The sequence below is a fragment of the Streptomyces sp. NPDC053432 genome (genome assembly GCF_055585365.1).
On record NZ_JBVJKF010000018.1, the window covers coordinates 123,067 to 146,714 of the forward strand.

At 72.5% G+C, this 23,648-nt stretch carries 26 protein-coding genes and 1 pseudogene; 17 read left to right on the forward strand and 10 right to left on the reverse strand.

Features of this window, described 5'->3' with window-relative positions:
* Window positions 1-57: 57 nt before the first annotated feature.
* Window positions 58-675 carry a DJ-1/PfpI family protein gene (locus ACZ6Y1_RS26920; protein ID WP_469634909.1) on the reverse strand — a complete coding sequence of 206 codons (618 nt, stop codon included), beginning with the start codon at window positions 673-675 and terminating at the stop codon, window positions 58-60.
* Between the two features lie 89 nt (window positions 676-764).
* Here ACZ6Y1_RS26920 and ACZ6Y1_RS26925 point away from each other — a divergent pair, with 89 nt between their 5' ends.
* Both ACZ6Y1_RS26925 and ACZ6Y1_RS26930 read left to right on the forward strand, forming a co-directional pair.
* On the forward strand, window positions 765-2,102 hold the full coding sequence (locus tag ACZ6Y1_RS26925) for an aminotransferase-like domain-containing protein (RefSeq protein WP_469634912.1): 1,338 nt from the start codon (window positions 765-767) through the stop codon (window positions 2,100-2,102).
* Between the two features lie 187 nt (window positions 2,103-2,289).
* Entirely contained in the window at window positions 2,290-2,934 is a 645-nt protein-coding gene (locus ACZ6Y1_RS26930; RefSeq protein ID WP_469634916.1) for an L-threonylcarbamoyladenylate synthase, read from the forward strand.
* Window positions 2,935-2,979: 45 nt separating this feature from the next.
* Here ACZ6Y1_RS26930 and ACZ6Y1_RS26935 read toward each other — a convergent pair whose 3' ends face one another.
* Window positions 2,980-3,618: a carbonic anhydrase gene (locus ACZ6Y1_RS26935; protein ID WP_469634918.1), complete on the reverse strand. Its 639-nt coding sequence runs from the start codon at window positions 3,616-3,618 to the stop codon at window positions 2,980-2,982.
* A gap of 220 nt (window positions 3,619-3,838) precedes the next feature.
* On the reverse strand, window positions 3,839-5,878 hold the full coding sequence (locus tag ACZ6Y1_RS26940) for a M4 family metallopeptidase (protein ID WP_469634921.1): 2,040 nt from the start codon (window positions 5,876-5,878) through the stop codon (window positions 3,839-3,841).
* A gap of 405 nt (window positions 5,879-6,283) precedes the next feature.
* Between ACZ6Y1_RS26940 and ACZ6Y1_RS26945 the strand changes: the two genes are divergently transcribed.
* Window positions 6,284-6,625 carry a hypothetical protein gene (locus ACZ6Y1_RS26945; RefSeq protein ID WP_469634924.1) on the forward strand — a complete coding sequence of 114 codons (342 nt, stop codon included), beginning with the start codon at window positions 6,284-6,286 and terminating at the stop codon, window positions 6,623-6,625.
* Window positions 6,626-6,694: 69 nt separating this feature from the next.
* On the opposite strand, the gene ACZ6Y1_RS26950 is transcribed toward ACZ6Y1_RS26945, so the two are convergent.
* On the reverse strand, window positions 6,695-8,275 hold the full coding sequence (locus ACZ6Y1_RS26950) for an FMN-binding glutamate synthase family protein (RefSeq protein WP_469635101.1): 1,581 nt from the start codon (window positions 8,273-8,275) through the stop codon (window positions 6,695-6,697).
* 105 nt (window positions 8,276-8,380) lie between these two features.
* On the opposite strand from ACZ6Y1_RS26950, the gene ACZ6Y1_RS26955 reads away from it, so the two are divergent.
* Window positions 8,381-8,806, forward strand: a complete 426-nt coding sequence (locus tag ACZ6Y1_RS26955) for a hypothetical protein (protein WP_469634927.1) — start codon at window positions 8,381-8,383, stop codon at window positions 8,804-8,806.
* A gap of 309 nt (window positions 8,807-9,115) precedes the next feature.
* Here the strand turns inward: ACZ6Y1_RS26955 and ACZ6Y1_RS26960 are convergent.
* Window positions 9,116-9,220, reverse strand: a pseudogene (locus ACZ6Y1_RS26960) (hypervirulence associated TUDOR domain-containing protein); the annotation flags it as partial.
* Window positions 9,221-9,356: 136 nt separating this feature from the next.
* Here ACZ6Y1_RS26960 and ACZ6Y1_RS26965 point away from each other — a divergent pair.
* Both ACZ6Y1_RS26965 and ACZ6Y1_RS26970 read left to right on the forward strand, forming a co-directional pair.
* On the forward strand, window positions 9,357-9,668 hold the full coding sequence (locus ACZ6Y1_RS26965) for a hypothetical protein (RefSeq protein WP_469634930.1): 312 nt from the start codon (window positions 9,357-9,359) through the stop codon (window positions 9,666-9,668).
* Window positions 9,669-9,734: 66 nt separating this feature from the next.
* Window positions 9,735-10,007 carry a DUF3253 domain-containing protein gene (locus ACZ6Y1_RS26970; RefSeq protein ID WP_469634932.1) on the forward strand — a complete coding sequence of 91 codons (273 nt, stop codon included), beginning with the start codon at window positions 9,735-9,737 and terminating at the stop codon, window positions 10,005-10,007.
* Between the two features lie 26 nt (window positions 10,008-10,033).
* Here ACZ6Y1_RS26970 and ACZ6Y1_RS26975 read toward each other — a convergent pair whose 3' ends face one another.
* The 3 genes from ACZ6Y1_RS26975 to ACZ6Y1_RS26985 form a co-directional block, all read right to left on the reverse strand.
* Window positions 10,034-10,360, reverse strand: a complete 327-nt coding sequence (locus tag ACZ6Y1_RS26975) for a hypothetical protein (protein WP_469634935.1) — start codon at window positions 10,358-10,360, stop codon at window positions 10,034-10,036.
* A 145-nt stretch (window positions 10,361-10,505) separates the two neighbouring features.
* A complete protein-coding gene (locus ACZ6Y1_RS26980) occupies window positions 10,506-10,814 on the reverse strand; it encodes a hypothetical protein (RefSeq protein WP_469634938.1) in 309 nt (102 codons plus the stop codon).
* Window positions 10,815-10,860: 46 nt separating this feature from the next.
* A complete protein-coding gene (locus ACZ6Y1_RS26985) occupies window positions 10,861-11,358 on the reverse strand; it encodes a MarR family winged helix-turn-helix transcriptional regulator (RefSeq protein WP_469634940.1) in 498 nt (165 codons plus the stop codon).
* Window positions 11,359-11,484: 126 nt separating this feature from the next.
* On the opposite strand from ACZ6Y1_RS26985, the gene ACZ6Y1_RS26990 reads away from it, so the two are divergent.
* From ACZ6Y1_RS26990 to ACZ6Y1_RS27025, 8 genes are all read left to right on the forward strand, one after another.
* A complete protein-coding gene (locus ACZ6Y1_RS26990) occupies window positions 11,485-12,645 on the forward strand; it encodes a PP2C family protein-serine/threonine phosphatase (protein ID WP_469634943.1) in 1,161 nt (386 codons plus the stop codon).
* Between the two features lie 34 nt (window positions 12,646-12,679).
* A complete protein-coding gene (locus ACZ6Y1_RS26995; RefSeq protein ID WP_469634946.1) occupies window positions 12,680-13,264 on the forward strand; it encodes a MarR family winged helix-turn-helix transcriptional regulator in 585 nt (194 codons plus the stop codon).
* 174 nt (window positions 13,265-13,438) lie between these two features.
* Window positions 13,439-14,734 carry a PP2C family protein-serine/threonine phosphatase gene (locus ACZ6Y1_RS27000; RefSeq protein ID WP_469634949.1) on the forward strand — a complete coding sequence of 432 codons (1,296 nt, stop codon included), beginning with the start codon at window positions 13,439-13,441 and terminating at the stop codon, window positions 14,732-14,734.
* Between the two features lie 104 nt (window positions 14,735-14,838).
* Window positions 14,839-16,383 (forward strand): sensor histidine kinase, encoded by a 1,545-nt coding sequence (locus ACZ6Y1_RS27005; protein ID WP_469635104.1) that lies wholly within the window; start codon window positions 14,839-14,841, stop codon window positions 16,381-16,383.
* Window positions 16,380-16,841, forward strand: coding sequence for a response regulator (locus tag ACZ6Y1_RS27010; RefSeq protein WP_469634952.1), 462 nt, complete (start codon window positions 16,380-16,382; stop codon window positions 16,839-16,841). The genes ACZ6Y1_RS27005 and ACZ6Y1_RS27010 overlap by 4 nt, the downstream gene beginning before the upstream one ends.
* 58 nt (window positions 16,842-16,899) lie before the next feature.
* Window positions 16,900-17,268 (forward strand): STAS domain-containing protein, encoded by a 369-nt coding sequence (locus tag ACZ6Y1_RS27015; RefSeq protein WP_469634955.1) that lies wholly within the window; start codon window positions 16,900-16,902, stop codon window positions 17,266-17,268.
* Window positions 17,269-17,403: 135 nt separating this feature from the next.
* On the forward strand, window positions 17,404-18,150 hold the full coding sequence (locus ACZ6Y1_RS27020; protein ID WP_469634959.1) for a restriction endonuclease: 747 nt from the start codon (window positions 17,404-17,406) through the stop codon (window positions 18,148-18,150).
* Between the two features lie 67 nt (window positions 18,151-18,217).
* Window positions 18,218-19,483 carry a phospholipase D-like domain-containing protein gene (locus tag ACZ6Y1_RS27025; protein ID WP_469634962.1) on the forward strand — a complete coding sequence of 422 codons (1,266 nt, stop codon included), beginning with the start codon at window positions 18,218-18,220 and terminating at the stop codon, window positions 19,481-19,483.
* Between the two features lie 12 nt (window positions 19,484-19,495).
* Here ACZ6Y1_RS27025 and ACZ6Y1_RS27030 read toward each other — a convergent pair whose 3' ends face one another.
* Both ACZ6Y1_RS27030 and ACZ6Y1_RS27035 read right to left on the reverse strand, forming a co-directional pair.
* Window positions 19,496-19,921, reverse strand: coding sequence for an ATP-binding protein (locus ACZ6Y1_RS27030; protein WP_469634965.1), 426 nt, complete (start codon window positions 19,919-19,921; stop codon window positions 19,496-19,498).
* The gene (locus ACZ6Y1_RS27035; protein WP_469634971.1) at window positions 19,918-20,265 is read right to left on the reverse strand and encodes an STAS domain-containing protein; all 348 of its coding nucleotides are present in this window, start codon (window positions 20,263-20,265) and stop codon (window positions 19,918-19,920) included. The genes ACZ6Y1_RS27030 and ACZ6Y1_RS27035 overlap by 4 nt, the downstream gene beginning before the upstream one ends.
* A gap of 230 nt (window positions 20,266-20,495) precedes the next feature.
* Here ACZ6Y1_RS27035 and ACZ6Y1_RS27040 point away from each other — a divergent pair, with 230 nt between their 5' ends.
* From ACZ6Y1_RS27040 to ACZ6Y1_RS27050, 3 genes are read left to right on the forward strand one after another with little or no spacing between them, the layout of a single operon-like run.
* A complete protein-coding gene (locus ACZ6Y1_RS27040; RefSeq protein WP_469634976.1) occupies window positions 20,496-22,142 on the forward strand; it encodes a PP2C family protein-serine/threonine phosphatase in 1,647 nt (548 codons plus the stop codon).
* Complete coding sequence (locus ACZ6Y1_RS27045) at window positions 22,139-23,224, forward strand: cobalamin B12-binding domain-containing protein (RefSeq protein ID WP_469634979.1); 1,086 nt, start codon at window positions 22,139-22,141, stop codon at window positions 23,222-23,224. The genes ACZ6Y1_RS27040 and ACZ6Y1_RS27045 overlap by 4 nt, the downstream gene beginning before the upstream one ends.
* Complete coding sequence (locus tag ACZ6Y1_RS27050; RefSeq protein ID WP_469634983.1) at window positions 23,221-23,631, forward strand: STAS domain-containing protein; 411 nt, start codon at window positions 23,221-23,223, stop codon at window positions 23,629-23,631. Before ACZ6Y1_RS27045 ends, ACZ6Y1_RS27050 begins: the two co-directional genes overlap by 4 nt.
* Window positions 23,632-23,648 lie beyond the last annotated feature (17 nt).

Genomic DNA, 23,648 nt, shown 5'->3' on the forward strand with positions numbered 1-23,648 from the left:
ACCGCCAGCGAGAATCGTGTTGTCCGCAACGGCCGTCGCACAGCCCGTCGGCGTCGGTCAGACGAGCGCCGGCGCGGGCAGGTAGGGGGCGATGTTGCGCCAGGCGCGCTCGATGTACTCCTCCTTCTCGCCGACCGGGGCGACATAGTGCAGCGCACCTTCGGCGGCGTCGTTGCCCTTGAGGCGCGCGATGATCCAGGCGGCGAGGTAGTGCGAGGCCAGGCAGCCGCCGGCGGTGGCGATGTTGTCCTCGGCGTAGAAGGGCTGGTTGAGGACCTCGACGCCGGCGGCGACGACCCACGGCTTGGTGATGAGGTCGGTGCAGGCGGGGATACCGCCCAGCAGGCCGAGCCTGGCCAGCACGAGCGCGCCGGAGCACTGTGCCGCGATGAGCTGGCGCGAGGGGTCCAAACCCTGCAGGACGTTCATGATCGCCGGGTCTTCGGTCACCTCGCGGGTGGCGATGCCGCTGCCGACGATGACGGCGTCAGCGGCGCAGGCCTCCTCAAGAGTGGACATCTGCTCGATGACCACCCCGTTCATCGACGTCACCTTGGCGCTGGGGGTCGCGATGGTGACGCGCCAGTCATCGGACTTGAGGCGGTTGAGCACACCGAGCGCGATCAGGGAGTCGAGTTCGTTGTAGCCCTCGAAGGTGAGGATGGCGATGTGCACGACGGGTGTCCCTTCCGAATGGGTGTGATGCGACGGTAGGGATCCGCGAGCAGGACAGTCAAAGAATTGTCATGGATACAATCCGGTGCATGGCTGCCTCGCGGTACAAGAAGCTGGTCGACGCGCTCGCATCCGACATCCGAAGCGGGCGCCTCGCCCCGGGGGCGCGCCTGCCGACCCACCGCGCTCTCGCCGCTCGCGAGGGCATCGCCGTGGTGACCGCGACCCGGGTGTACGCCGAGCTCGAAGCGGCGGGACTGGTGAGCCGAGAACAGGGCCGCGGCACCTTCGTGCGTGACATCGCGGTCCCCACCGGGCACGGCATCGATCAGCAGGCAGTCGCCACGGACGCGGTCGACCTCAGCTTCAACTACCCGTCGCTGCCCGGCCAGACCGATCTCCTGCGGCAGGCCCTGCGCGAGGTCGCCACCTCGGGTGATCTCGACTCGCTGCTGCGCTACCAACCACACCGAGGGCGTCCACAGGACAGAGCCTCCATCGCACGCCACCTCGGACACCGGGGAATCACCGCCGACGCGGATCACCTCCTCATCACCAACGGTGCCCAGCACGGCCTGGCCGTCACCATCATGGCCACCCTGAGCGCCGGCGACGTCGTCGCGGTCGACGCACTCACCTACCCGGGCTTCAAGGTGCTCGCGCACGCCTTCCATCTCGACCTGGAACCCATTCCCACCACCGCCGACGGACCGGATCTCGATGCCCTGGAGAGACTGTGCGCGACCCGCCCTGTGCGCGCGATCTACACCATGCCCACCCTGCACAACCCTCTGGGCTGGGTCATGACGGCAACCGACCGCACCCGCCTGACCGGGATCGCTCGGAAGCACGGTCCGCTCATCATCGAGGACGCCTCGTACGCCTACCTGGTCGAGGACCCTCCACCGCCTCTGGCCGCAACCGCGCCGGACATCACCGTCTACGTCTCGGGACTGTCCAAGAGCATCGCCACCGGCCTGCGGGTCGGGTTCGTCCTCGCCCCGCCTCGGGTGGTGCCCTCGCTCGAACGTGCCATCCGGGCGACCACCTGGAACACACCCGCCCTCACCACCGCCATCGCCTGCCGCTGGCTCGACGACGGCACGGTGCAGCACCTGGAAGCTCAGAAGCGGGACGACGCCACGACGCGCCAGGCACTCGCCAGGCAGGAACTGGCGGGTCTCCGGCTCACCGGCCACGCCTCGTCCTACTTCACCTGGCTGCCGTTGCCCGACGACGCACGCGCCGACCGCCTGACCGCCACCCTCGCACGCCGGCGCATCTCGGTCACCACGGCGGAGCCGTTCACCACCACGACGCACACGCCACAGGCGATCCGGCTCGCCCTGGGCTCGACCGATCTGGAAAGTCTCCGGTCGACGCTGCGCACAGTGCGGCACGTCGCCCTCGAGGACGCCTGCGCCTGACGCCGTCACCCGATCGGTGGGCCGGTCGGCGAAGGCCTTCGGCGAGTCCCGCCACGGCGCGACCCTGGACCTCCACCACGACCGGTGCGCGAGCCGGGGGAGACTGGTGGGGTGACGGACCGGTCTCGGCCGTCTGCTGGTACGGATCGACAGGCGGGGGCCGGAGCCCCTGCGGAGGGTGAGCGTTGTGTCGCGTCGTTTTGACTGTTCGAACGAGTCGGAATGGGCCGAGGGACTGCGGGAGGCCGCGGCCGCCGTACGCCGCGGCGAGCTGGTGGTGCTGCCGACCGACACGGTGTACGGGATCGGTGCGGACGCCTTCGCGCCCCGGGCTGTGGCCGGGCTCCTGGACGCCAAGGGACGTGGGCGGGCCATGCCCTCACCCGTGCTGGTCGGCTCCCCGCAGGCCCTGGACGACCTGGTCGACGAGCTGCCGCGGGCAGCGCGGGAGCTGGTGAGCGCGTTCTGGCCGGGCGGGCTGACCCTGGTCGTCCGTCACAGGCCGGAGCTGGGGTGGGACCTGGGGGAGACGAACGGCACGGTCGCGGTGCGGATGCCCGACCATCCGGTGGCCCTCGCCCTGCTCGCCGAGACCGGGCCGCTGGCCGTCTCCAGCGCGAACCTGACGGGCAAGCCCTCGCCCCAGGACTGTGACGCCGCCCAGGACATGCTCGGGGAGACGGTGGCGGTCTACCTGGACGCCGGACCGACGACGGCGGACGTGCCGTCGTCGATCGTGGACCTCACCGGGCCGGCCCCCCGGTTGCTGCGCGCCGGCGCGATCAGCGCCGAACGACTGCGGGCCGTCGTACCCGACCTCCGAGAAGGCTGAGGCTCCCGGGCAGGCCGGCGCCGCGGCCCGGCCTGCCCGAGGCGGTCAGATCGCGGGGACGGACGGGACGTCCAGGCCACGGGCGGTCACCAGCTGGGCGGTGCCGTCCGCGAGGCGGTAGGCCAGGCCCACGACAGCGGCCTCACCTGCCGCGACACGCTCGGCGAGCAGCCGGGAGCGGTCGAGCAACAGGTCGACGGTGTGCCGTATGTGCTCGGCGATGAAGTCGCCGTCCTCGGTGTGGCCGGCCGCCCGGGCGGCCAGCACGCTCGGCGTCACGCGCTCGATCACGTCCCGCACGAAGCCTCCCGCGGTGGCCCCGTCCTCCACGGCGGCGCGCGTGGCAGCGACCGCGCCGCAGGCGTCGTGGCCGAGGACGACGACGAGCGGGCAGCCCAGGACGCTGACGCCGTACTCGATGCTGCCGAGCACCTCGGTGCCCACGACGTGGCCCGCCGTCCGTACCACGAACAGGTCGCCCAGCCCACGGTCGAAGATGATCTCGGCGGCGAGCCGGGAGTCGGAGCATCCGAACAGGACGGCGAACGGAGCCTGTGCCGGGACGATCTCGGTGCGGCGGGCGGCGTCCTGGTTGGGGTGCTCGGGCGCACCGGCGACGAAGCGTTCGTTGCCGGCCAGAAGCGTGGTGAGAGTCTCCTGGACACTCATACGATCGTCGGTCATGGCCGCAGACTACGCGGCGGGGGCCGGGTCGGCCGCATGCAGGGGGCCGCACGGTACCTCCGGCCCCGTGCTCGGGTGGCATGACGGACGGACACCGCCGTGAGGATCACCGTCCCGTGGGAAGTGGCCGGCCGGTACGTTTCCGCGTACGCGAAGGTGCCCGGAGCCGTGGGGCTCCGGGCACCTGTGTCAGACCGTGGCCGGTCGGCCGGCCGGCCGGTCAGAAGGTGAGCTTGAAGTCCGTGATCGTGCCGACGTCGGCGGCGCCCTTGTCCTGGACCTTCAGCTTCCAGGTGCCGTTGGCCGCCACGGCCGAGGCGTTCACCGTGTAGGTCTTGTCCAGGTTCGCCGTGGAGTCCGAGGAGGAGTTCTGCAGGCGGAACGAGGTCCCGTTGGGGGCCACCAGGTCGATCTGGAGGTCACCGATGTAGGTGTGGGTGATCTTCACGCCGACCTTGAGGGTGCTCGGCGCGTTGCCGGTGACGCCGGTGACGGCGACGGACGAGGTGACCGCGGGGCCGGGGTAGTCCGGGATGGCCACCTGGGTCGTGCTCTCGAAGACCTTGCCCGGGGTCGGGTTGCCGCCGCCCGAACGGGCGCCGACGTTGACGGCGGCCCAGGCGTCGGTGACGGCGTTGACCTCGGCGCTGCCGGCCCCGTACAGCTCCGTCGCCGCCGCGATCGTGCCGGCGCGGGCACCGGCGTAGTCCGTGGTGGAGTTGAACTTGGTGGTGAGCGCCTTGTACCAGACGAGCTGTGCCTTGTCCCGGCCGATGCCGGTGACGGGCAGGCCGTCGGAGGTGGGCGAGTTGTAGCTCACGCCGCCCACGACCTTGGCGCCGGAGCCCTCGGAGGCCAGGTAGAACCAGTGGTTGGCCGGGCCCGAGGAGTAGTGGACGTCGAGGTTGCCGACGCCGGAGTACCAGGCGTCGGCGGAGCCGCCGTCCTTGCTCGGCTTGTCCATGTAGCGCAGCGGGGTGCCGTTGCCGTTGATGTCGATCTTCTCGCCGATGAGGTAGTCGCCAGGGTCGCTCGGGTTGTTGGCGTAGAACTCGACGGACGTGCCCATGATGTCGGAGGTGGCCTCGTTCAGGCCGCCCGACTCGTTGCTGTACTCCAGGCCCGCGGTGGCCGCGGTGACGCCGTGCGACATCTCGTGGCCGGCGACGTCCAGTGAGGTCAGCGGGTCGTTGTTGTTCGTGCCGTCGCCGTACGTCATGCAGAAGCAGCTGTCGTCCCAGAACGCGTTGACGTACGCGTTGCCGTAGTGGACGCGGGAGTAGGCGGCGACGCCGTCGCCGCGGATCCCGGAGCGGCCGAAGACGTTCTTGTAGAAGTCCCAGGTGACTCCGGCGCCGTAGGCGGCGTCGGCGCCCGCGGTGGCGGCGTTGGAGTTGAGGCCGTTGCCCCAGGTGTCGGTCGACTGGGTGAAGAGCGAGCCCGTGCCCGACGTACCGTGGTTGAGGTTGTACGTCTTGTGGCCGCCGCGGGCCGCGTCGTTCAGCGTGAAGCTCGAACCGGACGACGAGGTGCCGAGGGTGACCTGGCCGCTGTAGTGGGTATTGCCGACACCGGTCTCGATGCCCTGCCACTGGTGGAGCTTCGCGCCCGTCCTGGCGTCGGTGATGACGTGGAGCTGGTTGGGGGTGCCGTCGTCCTGCAGCCCGCCGACGACCGTCTCGTACGCCAGGGTCGGCACGCCGTTCGCCATCCACACGATCTTGCGGGGAGCGGCGTCGGCCTTGTCGGCCTTCGAGCCGACCGCCTTCGCGGCGTCGAGGGCCTTCGCGGAGGCGGCGGCCGGGGCGTCGGCCGGGGCGGAGGTGGAGACGCCCTGGAGCTGGGCCTCGGACGCCTTGCTGACGCTCTGGGTGCGGTCGGCCGCGGTGCGGTTGACGACGAGGTCTCCGCCGAGGACGGGGAGCCCTTCGTACGTGCGCTCGTACCGGGTGTGCGTGGTGCCGTCCTGGTCCTTGACCACGTCGCGGACGAGGAGCTTCTCCTGTGGCTGGAGGCCGAGTTCCCTCGCCGTGGCGGCCGTGGTGCTCTGCGCCTTGGCTATGAGCTCGGCGCGCTGGGAGGGGGTGAGCTGCGCGGGGAGCGCGCCCGGGTTGCGGACCTGGCCCTTGGGGGCGGCGGCGTTCGCGGACGGTTCGGGCTGCGCGTTGGCGGTGCCGGCCTGGACGCCGACGGTGAGGAGAGCGGCTGCGGCGAACAGGGCTCCCGTGGCGGTGGCGTTCCGCCGGTGCGTGGACTTCACGCGGACTCCTTCGATGCGTGGGGGGTGGAACCGGCGGCCGCGGTGAGGCCGGCCGGGCGGAGCGTGTCGATCTCGTCCTGCTGGGGATGGGGAGAGGTTGCCAGCGATCCCGATGATCGCCATGTACGCGTCAGGTATTGGCCGAAACACGTCCGGATTTCGCCCTACCGCGTCCGCTGAACGGACGCCAGATGCCTCTACGGATGGCCTTATGCGCCGCCAATCCGCCTTATTTCCGGCGCACTTGACGCAGGTCAAGACAGTGAATGGCGTATTTCGCGATCAGGTAAAGCGTTCGGCATCAACCGTCAAACAGCCTTGTTCCGAACACGACTTGACGGCTCTGATCGCGGTGCTTCGACCCGGCCGACTACCGAAGCGCGCCGTCCCCGCTACGAGGCAACCGTGCCGCTCGAAGTCTTTGACAAGTGGCTGCGACGGGCGGCCTTCTGGGACCATGCCCTGGTGAACTCAGGACTCCCCGCCGGATGGACGATCGAGCGCGTGCGCGCGCTTTCCGGAAACGCCGGCGCCGTCTCGCTCTCCTCGGATCGGCTCGTAGTCCTTGAGATCGCCGGTCAGGACGACTACCAACCGCTCCGGCCCGACGTGATCCTTGCGTTCGGCGAGTTGTGCCTCGTGAGGGACGACGGTGAGTGGTTCATAGGACAGCTCGACGATGACGGCTCAGTGATCTGCTGGGCCTCCCACGGATCTGACCTGGCGCAGGCCATCCAGGGTCTCTGAACGGCCCTCCGCATCTACAGCCGCTCTCGGCACACGGTCCGGGCCAGGAGGTCCTGATCGTCACTCAGGTCAGCGGGCGAAGCGGTCGGGATCGGCGGCACGCCAGTCGGCCGACCAGGAGTGCGGGGGCGACGCGAGGAGCTCCCCGGGAGCGAGCCACTCGTACAGGTCGGCGTAGGAACGCACGGTGTCCGGGCCCAACCGCTGGAGCAGCATGCCGGGATGCAGATCGCGTGCTCCGTCCACGCCCATCGCCGCCATGATCTGCAACGCGCTCTTCACGGTGGCCTCCTGAAAGCGCTGCACCCGGCGGGACTTGTCGGCGACGTCGACGGCCCGGGCGCGCCGCGCGTCCTGCGTCGCCACACCGACGGGGCAGGTGTTGGTGTGGCACCGCTGGGCCTGGATGCAGCCCACCGCGAACATCATGGCCCGGGCCGCGTTCGTGTAGTCGGCGCCCTGGAGGAGCCGCTTGACGAGGTCACCACCGGTGGCGACCTTGCCGCTGGCGCCGATCCTGACCCGGTCGCGCAGGCCCGTGCCGACGAGGGCGTTGTGGACGGTCATGAGGCCCTCGCCGAGCGGCAGTCCGAGGTTGTCGGCGAACTCCAGGGGGGCGGCGCCCGTGCCGCCCTCGGCCCCGTCGACGACGATGAAATCCGGGCTGGTGCCCTCCTCCAGCATCGCCTTGCACACGGCGAGGAACTCGCGGCGGGAACCGACGCACAGCTTGAACCCCACGGGCTTGCCACCGGCCAGTTCCCGCATGCGGGCCAGGAAGCGGACCAGTTCGCGGGGTGTGCCGTAGACACGGTGGTAGGGCGGGGAGACGACCGTCCTGCCCTGTGGTACGCCCCGCACCTGCGCGATCTCCGCGGTCACCTTCGCGCCCGGCAGGACCCCGCCGATCCCCGGCTTGGCCCCTTGGCTGATCTTCAACGAGACGCACTTGACCTGCTCGTACGCCGCCTTGCGGGCGAACTGCTCCGCGTCGAAGCCGCCGTCCCGCGTGCGGCAGCCGAAGTAACCGGTGCCGATCTCCCACACGAGGTCGCCGCCGGGCCGCAGGTGGTACTCCGAGAGGCCGCCCTCGCCGGTGTCGTGGGCGAAGCCGCCGAGCCGCGCGCCGGCGTTCAGGGCCAGCAGGGCGTTGCCGGAGAGCGAGCCGAAGCTCATCGCGGAGACGTTGAGCAGCGCCATGTCGTACGGCTTCGTGCAGGCGGGGCCGCCGATCCGGACCCGGGGAGGCTCCGAGCGCACCGGGCGCGGGGCCATGGAAGGTGTCAGGTACTCCGACCCGGGCCGGTAGAGGTCGAGTTCCGTACCGAAGGGCTCCTCCGCGTCCGTGCCCTTGGCCCGCTCGTAGACGATGCTGCGGGTGTCGCGGTCGAAGGGGCGGCCGTCGAAGTTCCGCTCGATGAAGTACTGCTGCAGTTCCGGCCGCAGCGCCTCCAGGGCGAAGCGCAGGTGGCCGAGCAGCGGGTAGTTGCGCAGCACCGCATGGCGCCGCTGGACGAGGTCGTGGCCGGCCACCGCCACGAGCAGCAGCAACGGGACGGCTCCGGTCCACCACCAGGGGGAAACGAGGACGGCGGCGGCCGCCGCACCGGCGGCGAGCGCACCCAGTACACCCGGCAAAATGTTCTTCAGCACGCCGCGCGTATGTCCCCGGCCCCCGCAAACCAATCCGTCGCGCCCCGATCCTGCCCCGAAAGTCGTTTGGCCCGCTTGTCGGACGCACCTAACCTCGGGTCCATGATCCAGATGAGGCACGACGGGTTGCGCGGCTATCAAGTGGGGGCAATACGCGCGGAGCTTCGTGAGCTCACGGTGAGTGACGATCGTGAGGGCATGCTGGAGGGCACGCCGTATCTGCACCGTCGCTTCCGCCTGATGGGCTTCGAGAAGACGATGGCAGCAAGGCCGCACGTGTATGTGCACGACCTCGACAGGATCCGAGCCGAAGCGGAGGCGCGGGTCGAGGAGTGGCTGCCGCGAGAGATCGTTCATGCTCGACTGACGTCATCGTGGACGCCTGAGAACATTGCGGAGTTCGGTCACACGGAGCTCTCGGTGATGTGGTTCCAAACGGCTGCGCAGGATCCCTTCGCCGACCTGGCCACGATCGTGCGTCCCCTGGACTGGGCTGCCCTCGCCAGGTTCGTCCCGTTCGAGGACTAGGCTGACCAGGCTTCCTTGAAGCGTTGTTGGTGTGGCGCCGGGCTGTCCGGGAAAGTCGCGAGCGGCCATCCAAAAGGCGAGGACGGTGGCTTCGAAGCGGACCGTGGGCTCCTCGAAGCCGGTGGCCGCGGTCCGGTTCCGCTTCAGCCGGTTGACGCCGCGTTCGATGACCTCGCGAACCTGACCGGCGGCGCGGTCGACGAGGTCCGTCCCGTCGACGGTCGAGAACGGCCGGCCGGGCGTCATCTGGTGCTTGCCCAGGCCGCGGCCGAAGAGTGTAGCAGAACGAACGGTCCGAGCGCCTTGCGCAGCGCTCGCCTCGTGGACCGCGGACCGGCCCGTCTTGTGGCTCTCCACCTCGTACTGGGGCTCCTCCGCGGAGGCGTCGACCGTACGGCCCGCCGCCCGGGTGCGCGGCGCGTTCCCTGTCGGCGTTCATCACGGCTCCCGTCCGTCCACGTTCCGGCGGGCTGCGCCTGCCCCGGCCTGGCCGGGCACGCCGTCCCGCCCGGGGAGGGTTCGTGGGCGCCGGAGCGGGCACGCGCCGGGCGTGAACGGAAAGGCGTCGCCACCCGTCATCCCCGACGGGCACCACGTCGTCATCGGTGGTCGCCGCTGGCGTGCCACCGACCCGGCCCTCCCGGCGGAGGCGTCCGCCCGGCTGCGCGCCCACCTGATGGCCGCGCGCCGTGCGGTGGCCGCCGCACGGCGTACCGGTGACGCGGCAGCGGAGCGCGCCGCCCGGGACCGGGTGCAGACGGCGAAGGTGGCCCTCGGTGAGCGCGGCACGCCCTGGTGGGAACAGAGCGCAGAGGAGCGAAGGGCCCGCTGGGGCGACGGCCTGCGGGCGCTCGACGCCTGAGGCGGGAGACGCGAGCGGCCGGCCCGTCGGCACCGCGGCGCGCCGCCGCAGTGGGAGGCTGGAGTGGTGACGCGCACCGCGAGACAGACGGGCCGGGCCCTGGAACGCGCCATCCTGGACCTGTTGGACCGCCGCGCTCAGGCCTCGACGATCTGCCCCTCCGACGCCGCGCGAGCCGTGTACGAGGGGGATGACGACGGCTGGCGCGCGCTCATGGAACCGGCCCGCCGCGCAGCCCGACGGCTGGTCAGGTCGGGCGAGGTGGAGATCACCCAGGGCGGCCGCCGGGTCGACCCTGCGGCCGCCCGCGGCCCGATCCGGATCCGCCGCGTCCGCTGAGCTCCCCCCGGACGGGGAAGGGGAGGTCAGGCTCGGCGGCGTGCCGCCGCCGGTTCGACGGGGCGGTGGCCGAACAGAGCCGTCGCGGTGCTCACCGCACCGATCCAGGCCATGACGGCCGCCCCGGCCACCGCCGGTGAACCACCGAGGGCTCCCGTGACGACGGCCAGGAGAGCCGCTCCCAGTACGAGGGCGGCCCCGGCGGCTTCCAGCGGGCCTGCCGTGAAGCGGATCCGGGCCTTCCCGACCGGGACGGGCCGCGGGGCGTGCGTCGTCGCATCTGCCGGGAGCTGCCCTGGCAACGGGTTCCACGCGGCTGCCTCGGGCGCGGACAGTCGCCTTCGAGCGGACATCGGGCCTCCAGGGCGAGGTGCGCCCCTCCGGGAAAGGGGAGGGGCGCAGCGGTTGTCGAGGGGCAGGGGCCGGACCGGAACGCGCTGCGGCCCGTACGGCCGGGCGCCGGCAACGCGACGCCGTCGCGCGACCGGCCCCCGGGCCTCAGGCCGTCGGCTCCTGCGGGACGGGATTGCTGCTCTGGCGGCCGTCCTGCACCTGTGACGCGTCCCCCTGTGACGCGTCCCCGGGCTCCCGGGGCTCCCCCGGCTGCCCGGAGCCACCGGAGTTCCCGGCGCCACCGGCGTCACCCGCACCTTCGCCGCGTCCGGCACCCGCCGCGCCCGGCAGATCCGGCGCCGGGGGGTCCAGCGGCGGAAGGTCGGGAGTGAGGGCCGCCGCGCTCGCGGGCACCTTGGCGGGCAGCTCCGGCTCGGTCGTCCCGGGCTCGCGGGTCTTTTCCGTATCGTTCATGTCGGCCGCTTGCCCCCTATTCCGGTCCGGACACGTACCGGGCGCGTCAGGCCGTCCGGGAAGCGAGCGTCTGCCGGGGCGGCAGCCGGAGCGGCGCCGCGACCGCCGAGCAGAAATCGGCCAGCCCCGCCGCCAGGGCCTCCCGCGAGGCCGGTGACATCGTCGCCATCGCCTTCGCCAGGGCCTCCTGCCGGCGCGCGCGCAGGCCATCGAGGTAGGCGCGTCCGGCGGGCGTCAGGTGGACCAGGACTTCGCGCCGGTCGTCCGGCCCGGGCTGCCGTTCGAGGAAGCCGACGGCCTGGAGCCGGTCGCACAACCGGGTGACCGACGGCGGGGCCGCCTCCAGCAGCCGGCCCAGTTCCCGCAGGTTCATCTCGTGCCCGTCGACGAGGAACAGCACCCGGGCCTGGGCGGAGGAGACGGGCGGCTCGCCGACCGTGTCGCGCCCCCGCTCCCAGACCACCTCCAGCAGCTCGATCAGCTCGCTCATCTCCGCCACCGCCGACATGACCGGCCGGTGGGAGCCGCTCGGCGGCTGACTCATGTGACACTCCCTACCGGCGTACGAGCCGCCTTTCCCGGCGAACCGGCGGCTTCGTGGTCCCCCATTTTGACAGTCGGAAGAGAGGCGGGTATCGAACCGGTGGCTGGAGGCGACGGAGTGGCGCGCATGCTGCGGGACGCGGCACCGCACGAGCTGTTCGAGAAGGTCCGGGAGGCCCTGGTCCGCGACCACGGAGCACGGAGCGCGGAACTGCTGATGGCGGACTACGCCTCGGCCCGCCTCCAGCCCGTCACGGCCCAGCCGTACACCGCGGAGTCCGTGTCGGCGTACAACAGCCCGGAAGGCCGGGCCTTCGGCGCCCAGGAGCCGCACGTCGTCGCCCGGGAGAGCGGGGTCACCGCCCACCTTCCGGTGAGCGTGCGCGGCGACCGGCTGGGCGTCCTGAGCGTCCACTTCGCCGCCGGCGCGTACGCGCCCGCGGCCCTCGGTCCTCTGCGGGACGTGGCGGACGCGCTCGCCCACGAGATCCTCGTCGCCGACCGGGACACCGACTTCTTCCTCCAGGCCCGGCGGGCCAAGCGGCTCACCCTGGCCGCCGAGATGCAGTGGCAGCTGCTGCCCGGACGCTCCTGCTCGCGTCCGGAGTACGACCTCGGCGCGCAGTTGGAGCCCGCCTACGCCATCTACGGCGACTGCTTCGACTGGTCGGCCTCCGCCGACCACCTCACGCTGACCGTCAACAACGGCATGGGCGAGGGCATCGACGCCGCCCTGCTGACCAGCCTCGCCGTGAGCGCCATGCGCAACGCCCGCCGGGCCGGTCTCGGGATCGCCGACCAGGCGTCGCTGGCCGACCAGGCCCTGTACGGCCAGTACCGGGGCCGGATGCACCTGGCGGTGCTGCTGCTGCGCATCAGCCTGGACACCGGCGAGGCCGAGGTCGTCGACGCGGGATCGCCCCGTCTGTGGCGACTGCGCGGGGGAACGGTGGAACAGATCGAGCTGGAGGCCCAGCTTCCGCTCGGGATGTTCGAGGACACCGTCTACACCTGTCAGCGCTTGCGCCTGCTGCCCGGGGACCGGCTGTTCTTCCTGAGCGACGGGGTGTACGACGTCCTGTCCCCGGCCGGGGAGCGCTACAGCCTGAACGCCCTGGGCCGGGCCGTCCTGAACACCCGTCTGCTGCCGCCCTCACAGGTGCCCCGGGCGTTCCTGGAGGAGCTGGCCGGACACCGCGGCGCCGTCGAGGCCGCCGACGACGCCATGGTCCTCTGTCTCGACTGGCACGGACGGCCCGGTGCGGGGCAGGGCCAGGGCGAGCCGTAGGGCGCCGGGGACGGGGGGATGCCACAGTGGTGGCATGTCCCGTCCCGGCCCGACCGGAGCGCACGAGGATCCGGCCGCGGTGCTCGGCGCCGCCGCGGAACTCCTCGCGGCCCTGTACGCCCGGGGCCAGGACGGCGGAACACCGGCCGTGTCCCCCTCGCAGTGGAGGGCGCTGCTCGCCGTCGAGGCGGCCGAGGGCATCAACCTGCGGGCCCTGGGTGCCCTGCTCGACTCCCGCCCGCCGTCCGTCACCCGGCTCTGCGGCCGGCTGGAGGCCATGGGCCTGCTGACGCGCGCTCCGCACCCGAGCAGCCGGCGCGAGGTGGAGCTGCGTCTGACACCCCGGGCGCGGGCCCTGCTCGACGAGCGGCGGACGGCCCGGGAGCGCGCCCTGACGGCGGTGCTCGCCAGGATGGCACCCCACGACGTGGATGCGCTGGTGAGGGGTCTCGCGGCGTTCCGGGAAGCGGCCACCGGGCTCTTGGCGGCCGACGTCGCCGCGAGCACGCCGGCTCCGCCGGCCGCGCCGACCCCCACCGCGGACGTGCCGCCGGCCGCCCCGGCCGCTGCCACCCCGCCGACAGCCCCCCGCACCGCCCGGATCTCGGACACCGCCTGAAGGCCGGGCGGGTGTCCGTGCCGGGGGCCGGTTCGACCACCGGTGCGCGCACGGCATAATCATTGAGTTGGTAAAACATTGCCTGACGGCAAATGATCGCTCTACGCTGATACGGCACGACCAGGCGTCCGTCGGACGTCCGCTCCGGCGGCGAGAAGGGACAGACGCGACGCGATGGCGAGCACTCTCGGGCTCGGGGACCGGCACCCTGCTGCCCGCACGCCACCGCGGCAGGCGGTGAACCGGGCCCGGCAGGCCGCGTCCGTCGAGCAGGACGACTCCCTGGCCCTGTGGGACGGGGTGCCGCCGTACGTCCTGCTCATAGAGGACGACGAGGGCGACGCCCTGCTCGTCGAGGAACTCGTCGAGGACAGCGGCATCGACGTCCGCCTCGGCCGCGCCCCCTCCCTCGCCGACGCCCTGCTCCTCCTGGAGGAGGAGGCACCCGACTGCGTGCTGCTCGACCTCCACCTCCCCGACGCCCAGGGGCTCGACGGACTGAAGAAGGTCCTCGCGGTCTCCGCCGAGGTCGCCGTCGTCGTCCTCACCGGTCTCTCCGAGGAACGCGCGGGACTGACCGCCGTCGCGGCCGGTGCCCAGGACTACCTGATCAAGGGACGTGTGGAGCCGGACGTCTTCATGCGGGCCATCAGGTACGCGATCCAGCGCAAGCGGACCGAGTTGGCGGCGGTCGCCCTCGAAGCGAGCCGGCTCCGCGCCGAGGAGAACGCCCGCCTCGAACGCGGTCTGCTGCCGACCCCGCTGCTCCTCGACGACCCGGCCGACGCCGTCAGCGTCTGCGCCCGATATCACCCCGGACGGGCCCAGACACTGCTCGGCGGTGACTTCTACGACGTCGTCCAGACCCCCGACGGGGCCACCCACGCCGTAGTCGGCGACGTCTCCGGGCACGGCCCGAGCGAAGCGGCGCTCGGCGTGTGCCTGCGCGTGGCCTGGCGGTCCTTCGTGATGGCCGGCGCGCGCGACGCCGAGCTGCTCGGACTGCTGGAGCGCATCCTCCTCGCGGAGCGCTCCGGTCCCGAGATCTTCGCCACACTGGTCTGCGTCACCCGCCCGCCCGGCAGCGCCGCCGTGTCCGTGCAGCGGGCCGGCCACCCCGGATTCCTGGTCCGCTCCACGGCCGGCGTGGAGCTGCGGACCGTCCCGGGAGGGCCCGCGCTCGGCATCCTGCCCGGCTGGGGCGCCGGCTGGCCCGTCACCGAGGTCCCGCTGGAGAAGGGCGGCGCCGTGATGCTCTTCACCGACGGGCTGATCGAGGGACGCGTCGGTCCGGGGTCCGAACGGCTCGACGAAGCCGGTCTCCTGGAAATCGCCCGCCGCCACGCCGACCTGCCCGCCGAACCGTTCGTCGACTCCCTCATCCAGGCGGCGCAGGGCCTCGCCGCGGACTGGGGCGGCCTGGCCGACGACGTCGCCGTACTGCACCTCGAATGGAACACCCCCACGTGACCCCCACCACGCAGCCGCCGGCAGAGCGCCGAGGACGGTCCGCCGACCGGTACGGGCCGAGCCTGCGGACCTGGCTGACCACCGTGCTCGCCGTCCTGGCCCTCATGGTCGTCGGCACGGGCGCCCTCGGAGCCGCCCTCCTCTCCCGCACGACCACGGCCGGAGACCGGCTCGTCGACGGAATCCTGCCCGCCCAGCGGGACGCGCTGCGGCTGGAGACCGCCCTCCTGGACCAGGAGACCGGCATCCGCGGCTACCTGCTGGCCGACCAGCCCGCGCTGCTGGAACCGTACGAACGCGGCCTGGCCAACGAGACCACCGCCGCGCAGCGCCTGTCGTCCGTCCTCGAAGGTGACGCCGGGGTACGCGCCGACCTGGCGGCCGTGCAGGAAGCCGCCCGCGCCTGGCGCGAGGAGTTCGCGCTGCCCGCCATCGCCTCCGTGGACGACGGCGGCCCCCGGCCCTCGCTCCAGACCGGCAAGGACCGTTTCGACGAGGTCCGCCGGCGGATCGCGGCGCAACAGGCGCACCTGGACCGCGTCCAGGCCGAAGCCCGCACCACCTTCGGCGAGGCGCGTACGCAGCGCGACAGGATCCTCCTGGCGATCGTCGCGGTCTTCCTGCTGGCCGGAGTCGCCCTCGGGGTCCTCCTGCACGTCGGTGTGCTCCGGCCACTGGCCCTGGTGCGCACGGCCTCCCGTCGCGTCGCGAACGGGGCCTTCGACGAGCAGATCCCGCTGCGCGGGCCGGCCGAACTGCGGGACCTGGCCGCGGCCGTGGAAGCCATGCGGCACCGCACCGTCGCCGAACTGAACGAGTCGCGGCGCAACGCCGAGCGGCTCGACCGCACGGCCGCGGAACTCGACGCCCAGGCGGTCGAGCTGCGCCGTTCCAACGCGGAGCTGGAGCAGTTCGCGTACGTCGCCTCGCACGACCTCCAGGAGCCGCTGCGCAAGGTCGCCTCCTTCTGCCAGCTCCTGGAGAAGCGCTACGGGGACCAACTCGACGCCCGCGGCACCCAGTACATCGCCTTCGCCGTCGACGGCGCCAAGCGGATGCAAGTGCTGATCAACGACCTGCTGGCCTTCTCGCGGGTGGGCCGGATCCAGGACGCCCGCGAGACGGTCGCCCTGGACGGTCCCCTGGACCGGGCCCTGCGCAACCTGGCCGCCGCCGTCGAGGAGAGCGACGCGGAGATCACGCGGCCCGAGCGGCTCCCGGACGTGGTGGGTGACCCTACGCTCCTGACCATGCTGTGGCAGAACCTGCTCGGCAACGCCGTCAAGTTCCGCTCGCCCGACCGCACCGCGCGGGTGGAGGTCGCGGTGGTCGATGACCCCGCCGCGGACCCGGGCTTCGCCACCTTCGCGGTCACGGACAACGGCATCGGCGTCCCGGCCGAGTTCGCGGAGAAGGTGTTCGTCATCTTCCAGCGGCTGCACGGCCGCGAGGCGTACGGAGGGACCGGCATCGGCCTCGCGCTCTGCAAGAAGATCGTCGAACACGCGGGCGGCCACATCCGGATCGACACCGTCCAACAGGAGGGCACCCGGATCGTCTTCACCCTGCCCGTGGCCCGCGATTCCGATTCCGATGCCGACCCCGATGCCGCACCGGACCCCGTACTCACCGAAGGAACCCCCTCATGAGCACCTCCGACGACCACACCCGGCCGGCCCCCGCCGAAGTCCTGCTGGTCGAGGACGACGCGGGCGACGAGCTGATGACCCGTGAGGCCTTCGCCGACAACAAGATCGGGAACGTCCTGCACGTGGTGCGGGACGGGCTGGAGGCGCTGGACTTCCTCTACCGCCGCGGCGAGCACGCCGACGCGCCGCGCCCCGATCTCATCCTCCTCGACCTGAACCTGCCCAAGTACGACGGCCGGCAGGTGCTCGAACAGATCAAGACGGATCCGGAGCTGAGCCACATCCCCGTGGTCGTGCTCACCACCTCGGCCGCCGAGGAGGACATCCTGCGCAGCTACAAACTGCACGCGAACGCCTACGTGACGAAGCCGGTCGACCTCGACCAGTTCATGCGGGCGATCCAGCAGATCGACGACTTCTTCATCACGGTCGTCAAACTGCCCCGCGCCGCCCGGTGAGGGCCGGACGGGAACGGGGCGCATCACGAACCGGCGCAACGACGCGGAGAGGACGGCCATGAACAGGGACACGAAGGACACGGAGACACGCAGCCACGTCGAGACGCGGTCCGAAGGGGACGTACGGATCGTGGTGATGGCGGGGGAGTTCGACATGGACAACGTGGCCGCGCTGCGGGTCGCGATGGACCCCGCGGCGCCAGGTGTCGCCCGGTACGTACTGGACGTCGCCGCGGTGACGTTCGTCGACTCGACCGCACTCAGCGTCCTGCTGCAGCCGGCCCTGGAACGGACGGTGATCCTGGCCGGGAGCGTACCCGCACGCCTGGCCCGGCTCCTGGAACTCACCGGCGCCGACACCGCGTTCACCACCGCGCCCGGTGTGGCCGAGGCCATGACCATGACCGTCGCGCCCCGGCGGGTGTGACGGGGCCGAGGTCCTTCCCCGGTTTGAGAACCGCAATCGCGGCCATACGGGCGTCCGACACTGTTCGACGTCCGTCGAGGTCCCCGGTCCGACACGGATCGGGGACCTCGACGCGTGAAGGGGAGGGGATCTCGTATGACGACACCGGACGAGGACGCGCCCGGGTCCGTGCGGGGCACGGGTCTCGGGCGCGACGTGGTGCTCGTGGTCGGGCTGCTGGGCATCGGCATCGGCGGCCCGGTCGCCTTCGTGAAGGCCGCGCCGGAGAGCGGGGCCGGACTCCCGCTGTCGCCGATCGCCGCCCTGGCCGCACTGCTGCTCGGAGCGGTACTGGTGAAGTGGACGGTCGCCCCCGGCCGGCGCCGCGTCCCCCGGCGGCGCGGCATCCGGGGGCGGCGTCCGGCAGCGGCGCCAGACGGGAACGCGGCACCGACGACGGAGCTCCCCGACGTGGGAAGCGGGGCCCTGGACCACGCCGGGGCCGACGCGGACGGCTTCGAGCACACGGTCGCCGCCTTGTGCGCCCGGGACGGCTGCACCTCGGTGGAAGTCGTCGGCGGCGCGGGCGACCTGGGCGCCGACGTCCTCGCGACGACGGCGGACGGGAGGCGGGTGGTGCTGCAGTGCAAGCACTACTCCGAGGACAACCGGGTCGGTTCGCAGGACCTCCAGCGCTTCGGCGGGACCTGTTTCGCGGTCCACCGGGCGGATGTCGCGGTCCTCGTCACGACCGGTTCCCTCACCGCACCCGCGGCCGAGTACGCCGAAACCTGCGGGATCGTCTGCGTCGACGGCGAAGCCCTGGCGGCGTGGACGGAGATGGAGGCACCCCCTCCGTGGGAGGCGGGCGGACCGGAGCCCGGAGCGAGTCCCTCCGCCTGACCCGGCCTGCCGCCCTGCGGCTCTTCCCACCAGCTCGTCCCGACCGTCCCGACCGAGGAGCACCGCCATGACCGACACCGACACCACCCGCGCCGCCGTCACCGGCAGCCCCGCCGCCCGCACCACCCCACTGCCCGGACCCGGGCCCGTCACCGTCACCCCCGGCACGGACCAGGTGCAGGAACGCATCCACCGCATCCGCCGCCGGCTGGAGAGACTGATCGGCATCGCCGCGACCGAGGGGAACTCCGTACGCCCCCTGCGCAACGGAGACGAGATCTTCCCCGCGATGCTGGACGCCATCGGCTCCGCCCGCCACACCGTCGACATGATGACGTTCGTCTACTGGAAGGGCACCATCGCCCGCCGGTTCGCCGAGGCCCTGGCCGAACGCGCCCGCGCCGGAGTCCGCGTACGGCTGCTCCTGGACGGCTTCGGCAGCCGCCTGATCGAGCAGGACCTCCTGGACCACATGGACGCCGCCGGAGTGGACGTCGCCTGGTTCCGCAAGCCCGCCTACCTCTCCCCGCTCAAGCAGAACCACCGCTGCCACCGCAAGGTCCTCGTCGTCGACGAACGGACGGCCTTCACCGGGGGAGTGGGCATCGCCGAGGAATGGTGCGGCGACGCCCGCAACCCCGGCGAATGGCGCGACACGCACGCCGAGGTCCGCGGACCCGCCGTCGACGGGATCGCCGCGGCGTTCGCTCAGAACTGGGCGGAGTGCCATCCGGAGCTCTTCGACGAACGCGACCGCTTCGTGTCCCACGAGCCGGCCGGCTCCGCCATCGTCCAAGTGGTGCGCGGGTCCGCCGCCTTCGGCTGGCAGGACATGCAGACGCTGATGCGCGTGATCCTCGAATCGGCGCAGGAGCGCGTGCGCCTGGCGACCGCGTACTTCGCCCCCGACGACCATTTCGTCGGCCTGCTCGCCGCCGCCGCCCGCCGGGGCGTCACGGTCGAGATCCTGCTGCCCGGCCCGCACACGGACCAGCGCGTGTGCCAACTGGCCGGACAGCACCACTACGAGGCCCTCACCGCCGCGGGCGTGCGCATCCACCAGTACCAGCCGACGATGATGCACGCGAAGGTCATCACCATGGACGGCGTGGTCTCCCTCATCGGCTCGTCCAACTTCAACCGCCGCTCCCTCGACCACGACGAGGAGGTCATGCTGGCGGTGATGGACCCGGACCTCACCCGGATCCTGGACGGGCACTACGACCAGGACCTGGAGGTCAGCACGCGGATCGTCGGGCACCGCTGGAGGCGCCGCCCCCTGCTGCAGCGCGCCCGGGAGCTGTCGGTCCGCCCGCTGCGCCGCTATCTGTGAGTGCCCGGGCGGTCAGGACAGGCGCAGTACGGTACTGATCGTCTTGCCGTCGGAGTGCGTGCGGCACTCCACGCGCTCGGCGAGGCGCTGTACGAGCGGCCACCCGTACCCGCCCGGACGTTCGACCGTACCGGTCCGGGCAGCGGGGACCAGGGGGCTGGCGTCGCCGATGGACAGGCGCAGGAGGTCCTCGGTGATGTCGGCACGGAAGGCGGTGACCCCGCCGCCGTGACGGATCGCGTTGGTGACGAGCTCCGACGTGACCAGGAGGGCGTCCGCGGCGGAGGCCGTGTCGAGCCCCACCCCGGCCCGCAGCAGCACCTCGCTGACACGGGCGCGGGCGGCCGCCGCGGAGAGGGGCGGGCGGGCAGACCGCGTCTCGCCCTCCCGCGTCCGCCCGTCGCCCAGGACGTCGCCCGAATCCGGTGTGGTGTTCATGACGTCAGCGCTGCCTCCAGACTGTCCGCCATCCTGAAGACGGATGCGGTCCCGGTGACCTCGAACAACCGCTGTACCGCGGTCTGCAGAGGGCCGGCGAGCACGAGGACCGCTCCGGCACTCCGGTGGGCCCGTTGGGCGTCCAGCAGCGCGTGCAGGACCGAGGAGTCCGCGAAGCGCGTACCGGAGAGATCGACCACTGTACGCGCGAGACCGCTCGCAGGGGTGGCGGCGAGGGCCCGGTTCAGGGCGGGTGCCTGTTCCTCGTCGATGTCGCCCCGCAGGCAGACGACTGCGACGCCCTGCTCGGTGGTCGTCGTGACGACCCCTTCGTCTCCGGTCACCGGGACATCCTCCTACACGGGAGTCCGGAGGGCGGAAGGGGGGTCCTCGGGAGGCGGGCGGCCCCCACCCGTGCGGGTGAGGGTTCGTCATGATGTCGGAAGGGTGTCCGGTTGCGGCCGACGTGCTCCTTGGAGGATGGTTGCCGTGAGGCAACAATGTCTCCGTCGTGAAGAAGAAGAGGTGAGGGGTTCGCGCAGCGGGCCTTGGATGTGTGGTTCCTTCCCCGCAGATGACGTCCGGTTCGCCGGCGGCGGGCCTCCCGTGGAGTGAGGCCCCGTACCCCGTTTTCGCTGCCGACCCCCAGGCCAGGGTGGTCTTCGCCAACGAGGCGGCCCGGCTGGTCTTCCCGCGGGCGCGCCCCGGCGCGGCCCTGGCCGACGTGGTGCCCGCATGGCTGGCCGCGGCGCACGCGCGGCACCGGGCCGACCCCGTCCCCGCCAGGGCGCCGGCGCCCGACGCGGCCCGGTTCGTACAGGGCCCCGTCGGCGAGGGATCGTTCGAGGCGCACCCCACCCCCAGGGACGACGGGAGCGTGGTGTGGTGGCTCGTGGACGACACGGACCACCGGCTTGCCCGGGAAGCCCTGCGGACGGAACAGGAACGCACCGCGTTCCTCGTCCGCTCGTCCAACCTGCTGCTGTCCTCGCTGAATCTGGACCGCTGCATGGACGTCACGGCGCAACTGGCCGCCGAGCACCTCACCGACGCCGCCCTGGTGATCGCACCCGCGCGCGACACCGGCCTGCCGGTGGTGGCCTGCGTGCGCGGCGGCACGCCCTCCGTGTCGCTCCGGGCCGTCGACCCCGACGAGGTCCCCGGCCTGGCGGAGGCGCTCCAGGGATTCCCGCCCGTGCCGTCCCGCTGGATCGATCCCGCGGCCGCGCCAGACTGGCTGCTCCCCGAGGGCCTGGACGGCGTCGGGTCGATCGTCGTCACCCCGCTGCCCGGCCACGGGGTGCCCGCCGGCGCACTCGTCCTGCTGCGCGGCACCGGGGCCCCCGCCTTCACGGAGGGCGAAGAGGTCTTCGCGAGGCTGTTCGCGGCCCGCGCCGGCGCGGCGATGTCGGCGGCCCGCCTCTACGCGGAGCAGGCGTCGGTCACCGAGACGCTGATGCGCGAACTGCTGCCGCCCCGGCTGGGCCACGTGGCCGGCGTCGAGTACGCGGGGGGCTACCGCCCCTCCAAGGACCACGAGCGGGTCGGCGGCGACTTCTACGACGTCCACCCCGCCGCCGTCGAGGGCGACGCGTCGTTGGTCGTGCTCGGCGACGTCTGCGGCAAGGGCCTGGAAGCCGCCGTCATGACCGGGAAGATCCGCAACACGCTGCACGCGCTGCTGCCCATGGCCGACGACCACCACCGGATGCTCAGCCTCCTCAACTCCGCGCTTCTCAACTCCGAGAGCACCCGCTTCGCCACCATGGTGCTGGCCTCCGCGGCACGCGAAGGCAACAGCGTGCGGCTGCGGCTGACCAGCGCCGGCCACCCCGCCCCGCTGCTCCTGCGCTCCGACGGCCGGATCGAGGCGGCGGCCACGCACGGCACCCTGGTGGGGGTGCTCCCCGCCGTCTCCGCCGAGACGGCCTCGGTCACGCTGGCACCCGGCGAGGCCTGCGTCCTGTACACGGACGGGATCAGCGAGGCCCGCGGCGGTCCGCTGGGCGGGGTGATGTTCGGCGAGGAGCGGCTGCGGCGCGCCCTGTCCGAGTGCGCGGCGATGCCCGCCCAGGCCGTCGTCGAACACGTGCAGATGCTGACCGCCCAGTGGGTGGGCCAGGGCCGTCACGACGACATGGCCATCGTGGTCATCTCCGCGCCGCGCACCAACCACCTCAGCGCGGTGGACGGCCACACCCGGGGCAGGTTCACCGCATGACACCGCAACCCACCTCCCCGGCCCTGAGCACGGACGAACTCGTCGAGCAGGTATGGGAATCCGTCATGGCCCTCGACGAACCCGCCGCGGTGGGGTCGGTCCTGCGGGCGCTCGACGACGGGTTCGACCCGGAGTCGGTCCTGCTGGAGGTGATCGGCCGGGTCCAGGGGCGGGTGGGCGAGGAGTGGGCCGCCAACCGCATCAGCGTGGCCCAGGAGCACGCCGCCACCGCCATGAACGACCGGGCCGTCGCGGCACTGGCCCTGCATCCCGCGGCACGGACGGAACCCCGCCACGGCCGGATCACGGTCGCCTGCGTGGACGGTGAATGGCACGCCCTGCCGGCCCGCCTGCTCGCCGAGGTCCTGCGGCTCCGCGGCTGGCACGTCGACTACCTCGGCGCCCAGGTACCCGCCCCGCACCTCATCGCGCACGTGCACCGCACCGGACCCGACGCGGTGGCCCTCTCCAGCTCCATCCCCACCCGCCTGCCCGTCGCGCACGCCACGATCACCGCCTGCCAGGCCGTCGGCACCCCCGTGATCGTCGGCGGCGCCGCCTTCGGAGCCGGCGGCCGCTACGCCCGGCTCCTGGGCGCGGACGCGTGGGCGCCCGACGCCCGCACCGCCGCGGACGAGCTCGCCCGCCGGCCGCTGCCCCGGCCCCGGCCCGGCCACCAGGCCATCGACGACCTCCCCCACCTGAAGGACCAGGAGTACACGCTCGTCGCGCGCAGCCGGCCCCGCCTGGTCCGCGAGGTCCTCGTCGACCTGGAGGACGCCTACCCCGCGGTCCGCGACTACACCGAGGCGCAGCGCGAGCGTACGGCCGAAGACCTCGCCCACATCGTGGAGTTCCTCGCCACCGCCCTCTACACCGACGACGAGGAACTCTTCGGCGGCTTCCTGCTCTGGACCGCCGACGTCCTGCACGCCCGAGGGGTCCCGGCCGCGTCCCTGCTGCCCGCCCTGACACTGCTGCGCCGCCGCCTCGGGGACTTCCCCCGGGCCGACGCCGTGCTCCGCGCCGGCGCAGACCGCCTCACCCGTACCCTCCTGACCGCCGCCGGGAACGCCGAATGACCAGCTCGCCCCCCACTCCGCTCCGCCTGTCGTGCCGCCGTGCCGACGACGCCCTCCGCATCGAACTGCGGGGCGACCTCGACCACCGGTACGCCGACCTGCTGGTCCACGACGTCAGCCGTGCGCTGGGGGAGTACGGCGCGCCGCGCGAGGTACGGCTGGACTGCTCGGGCATGACCGGCGTCGACCCGAGCGGCCTGTCGGCCCTGCTGATGGTCCGCCGCCGTACCGACGCGGCCGGTGCGGCGCTGCACCTCGACGGCCGGCCCCAGCAGTTGGAGCGGCTGCTGGAACAGACCGGCACCCTCGCGCACTTCACGGGTGGCGCCGGTGCGCGCGCTCCGGCGACCGGTCCGGCCGAGGACCCCGCCCCCACGCCCTCCTCCGCCCCGCACCCCACGGCCTGACACCTCACCGAGGTCGC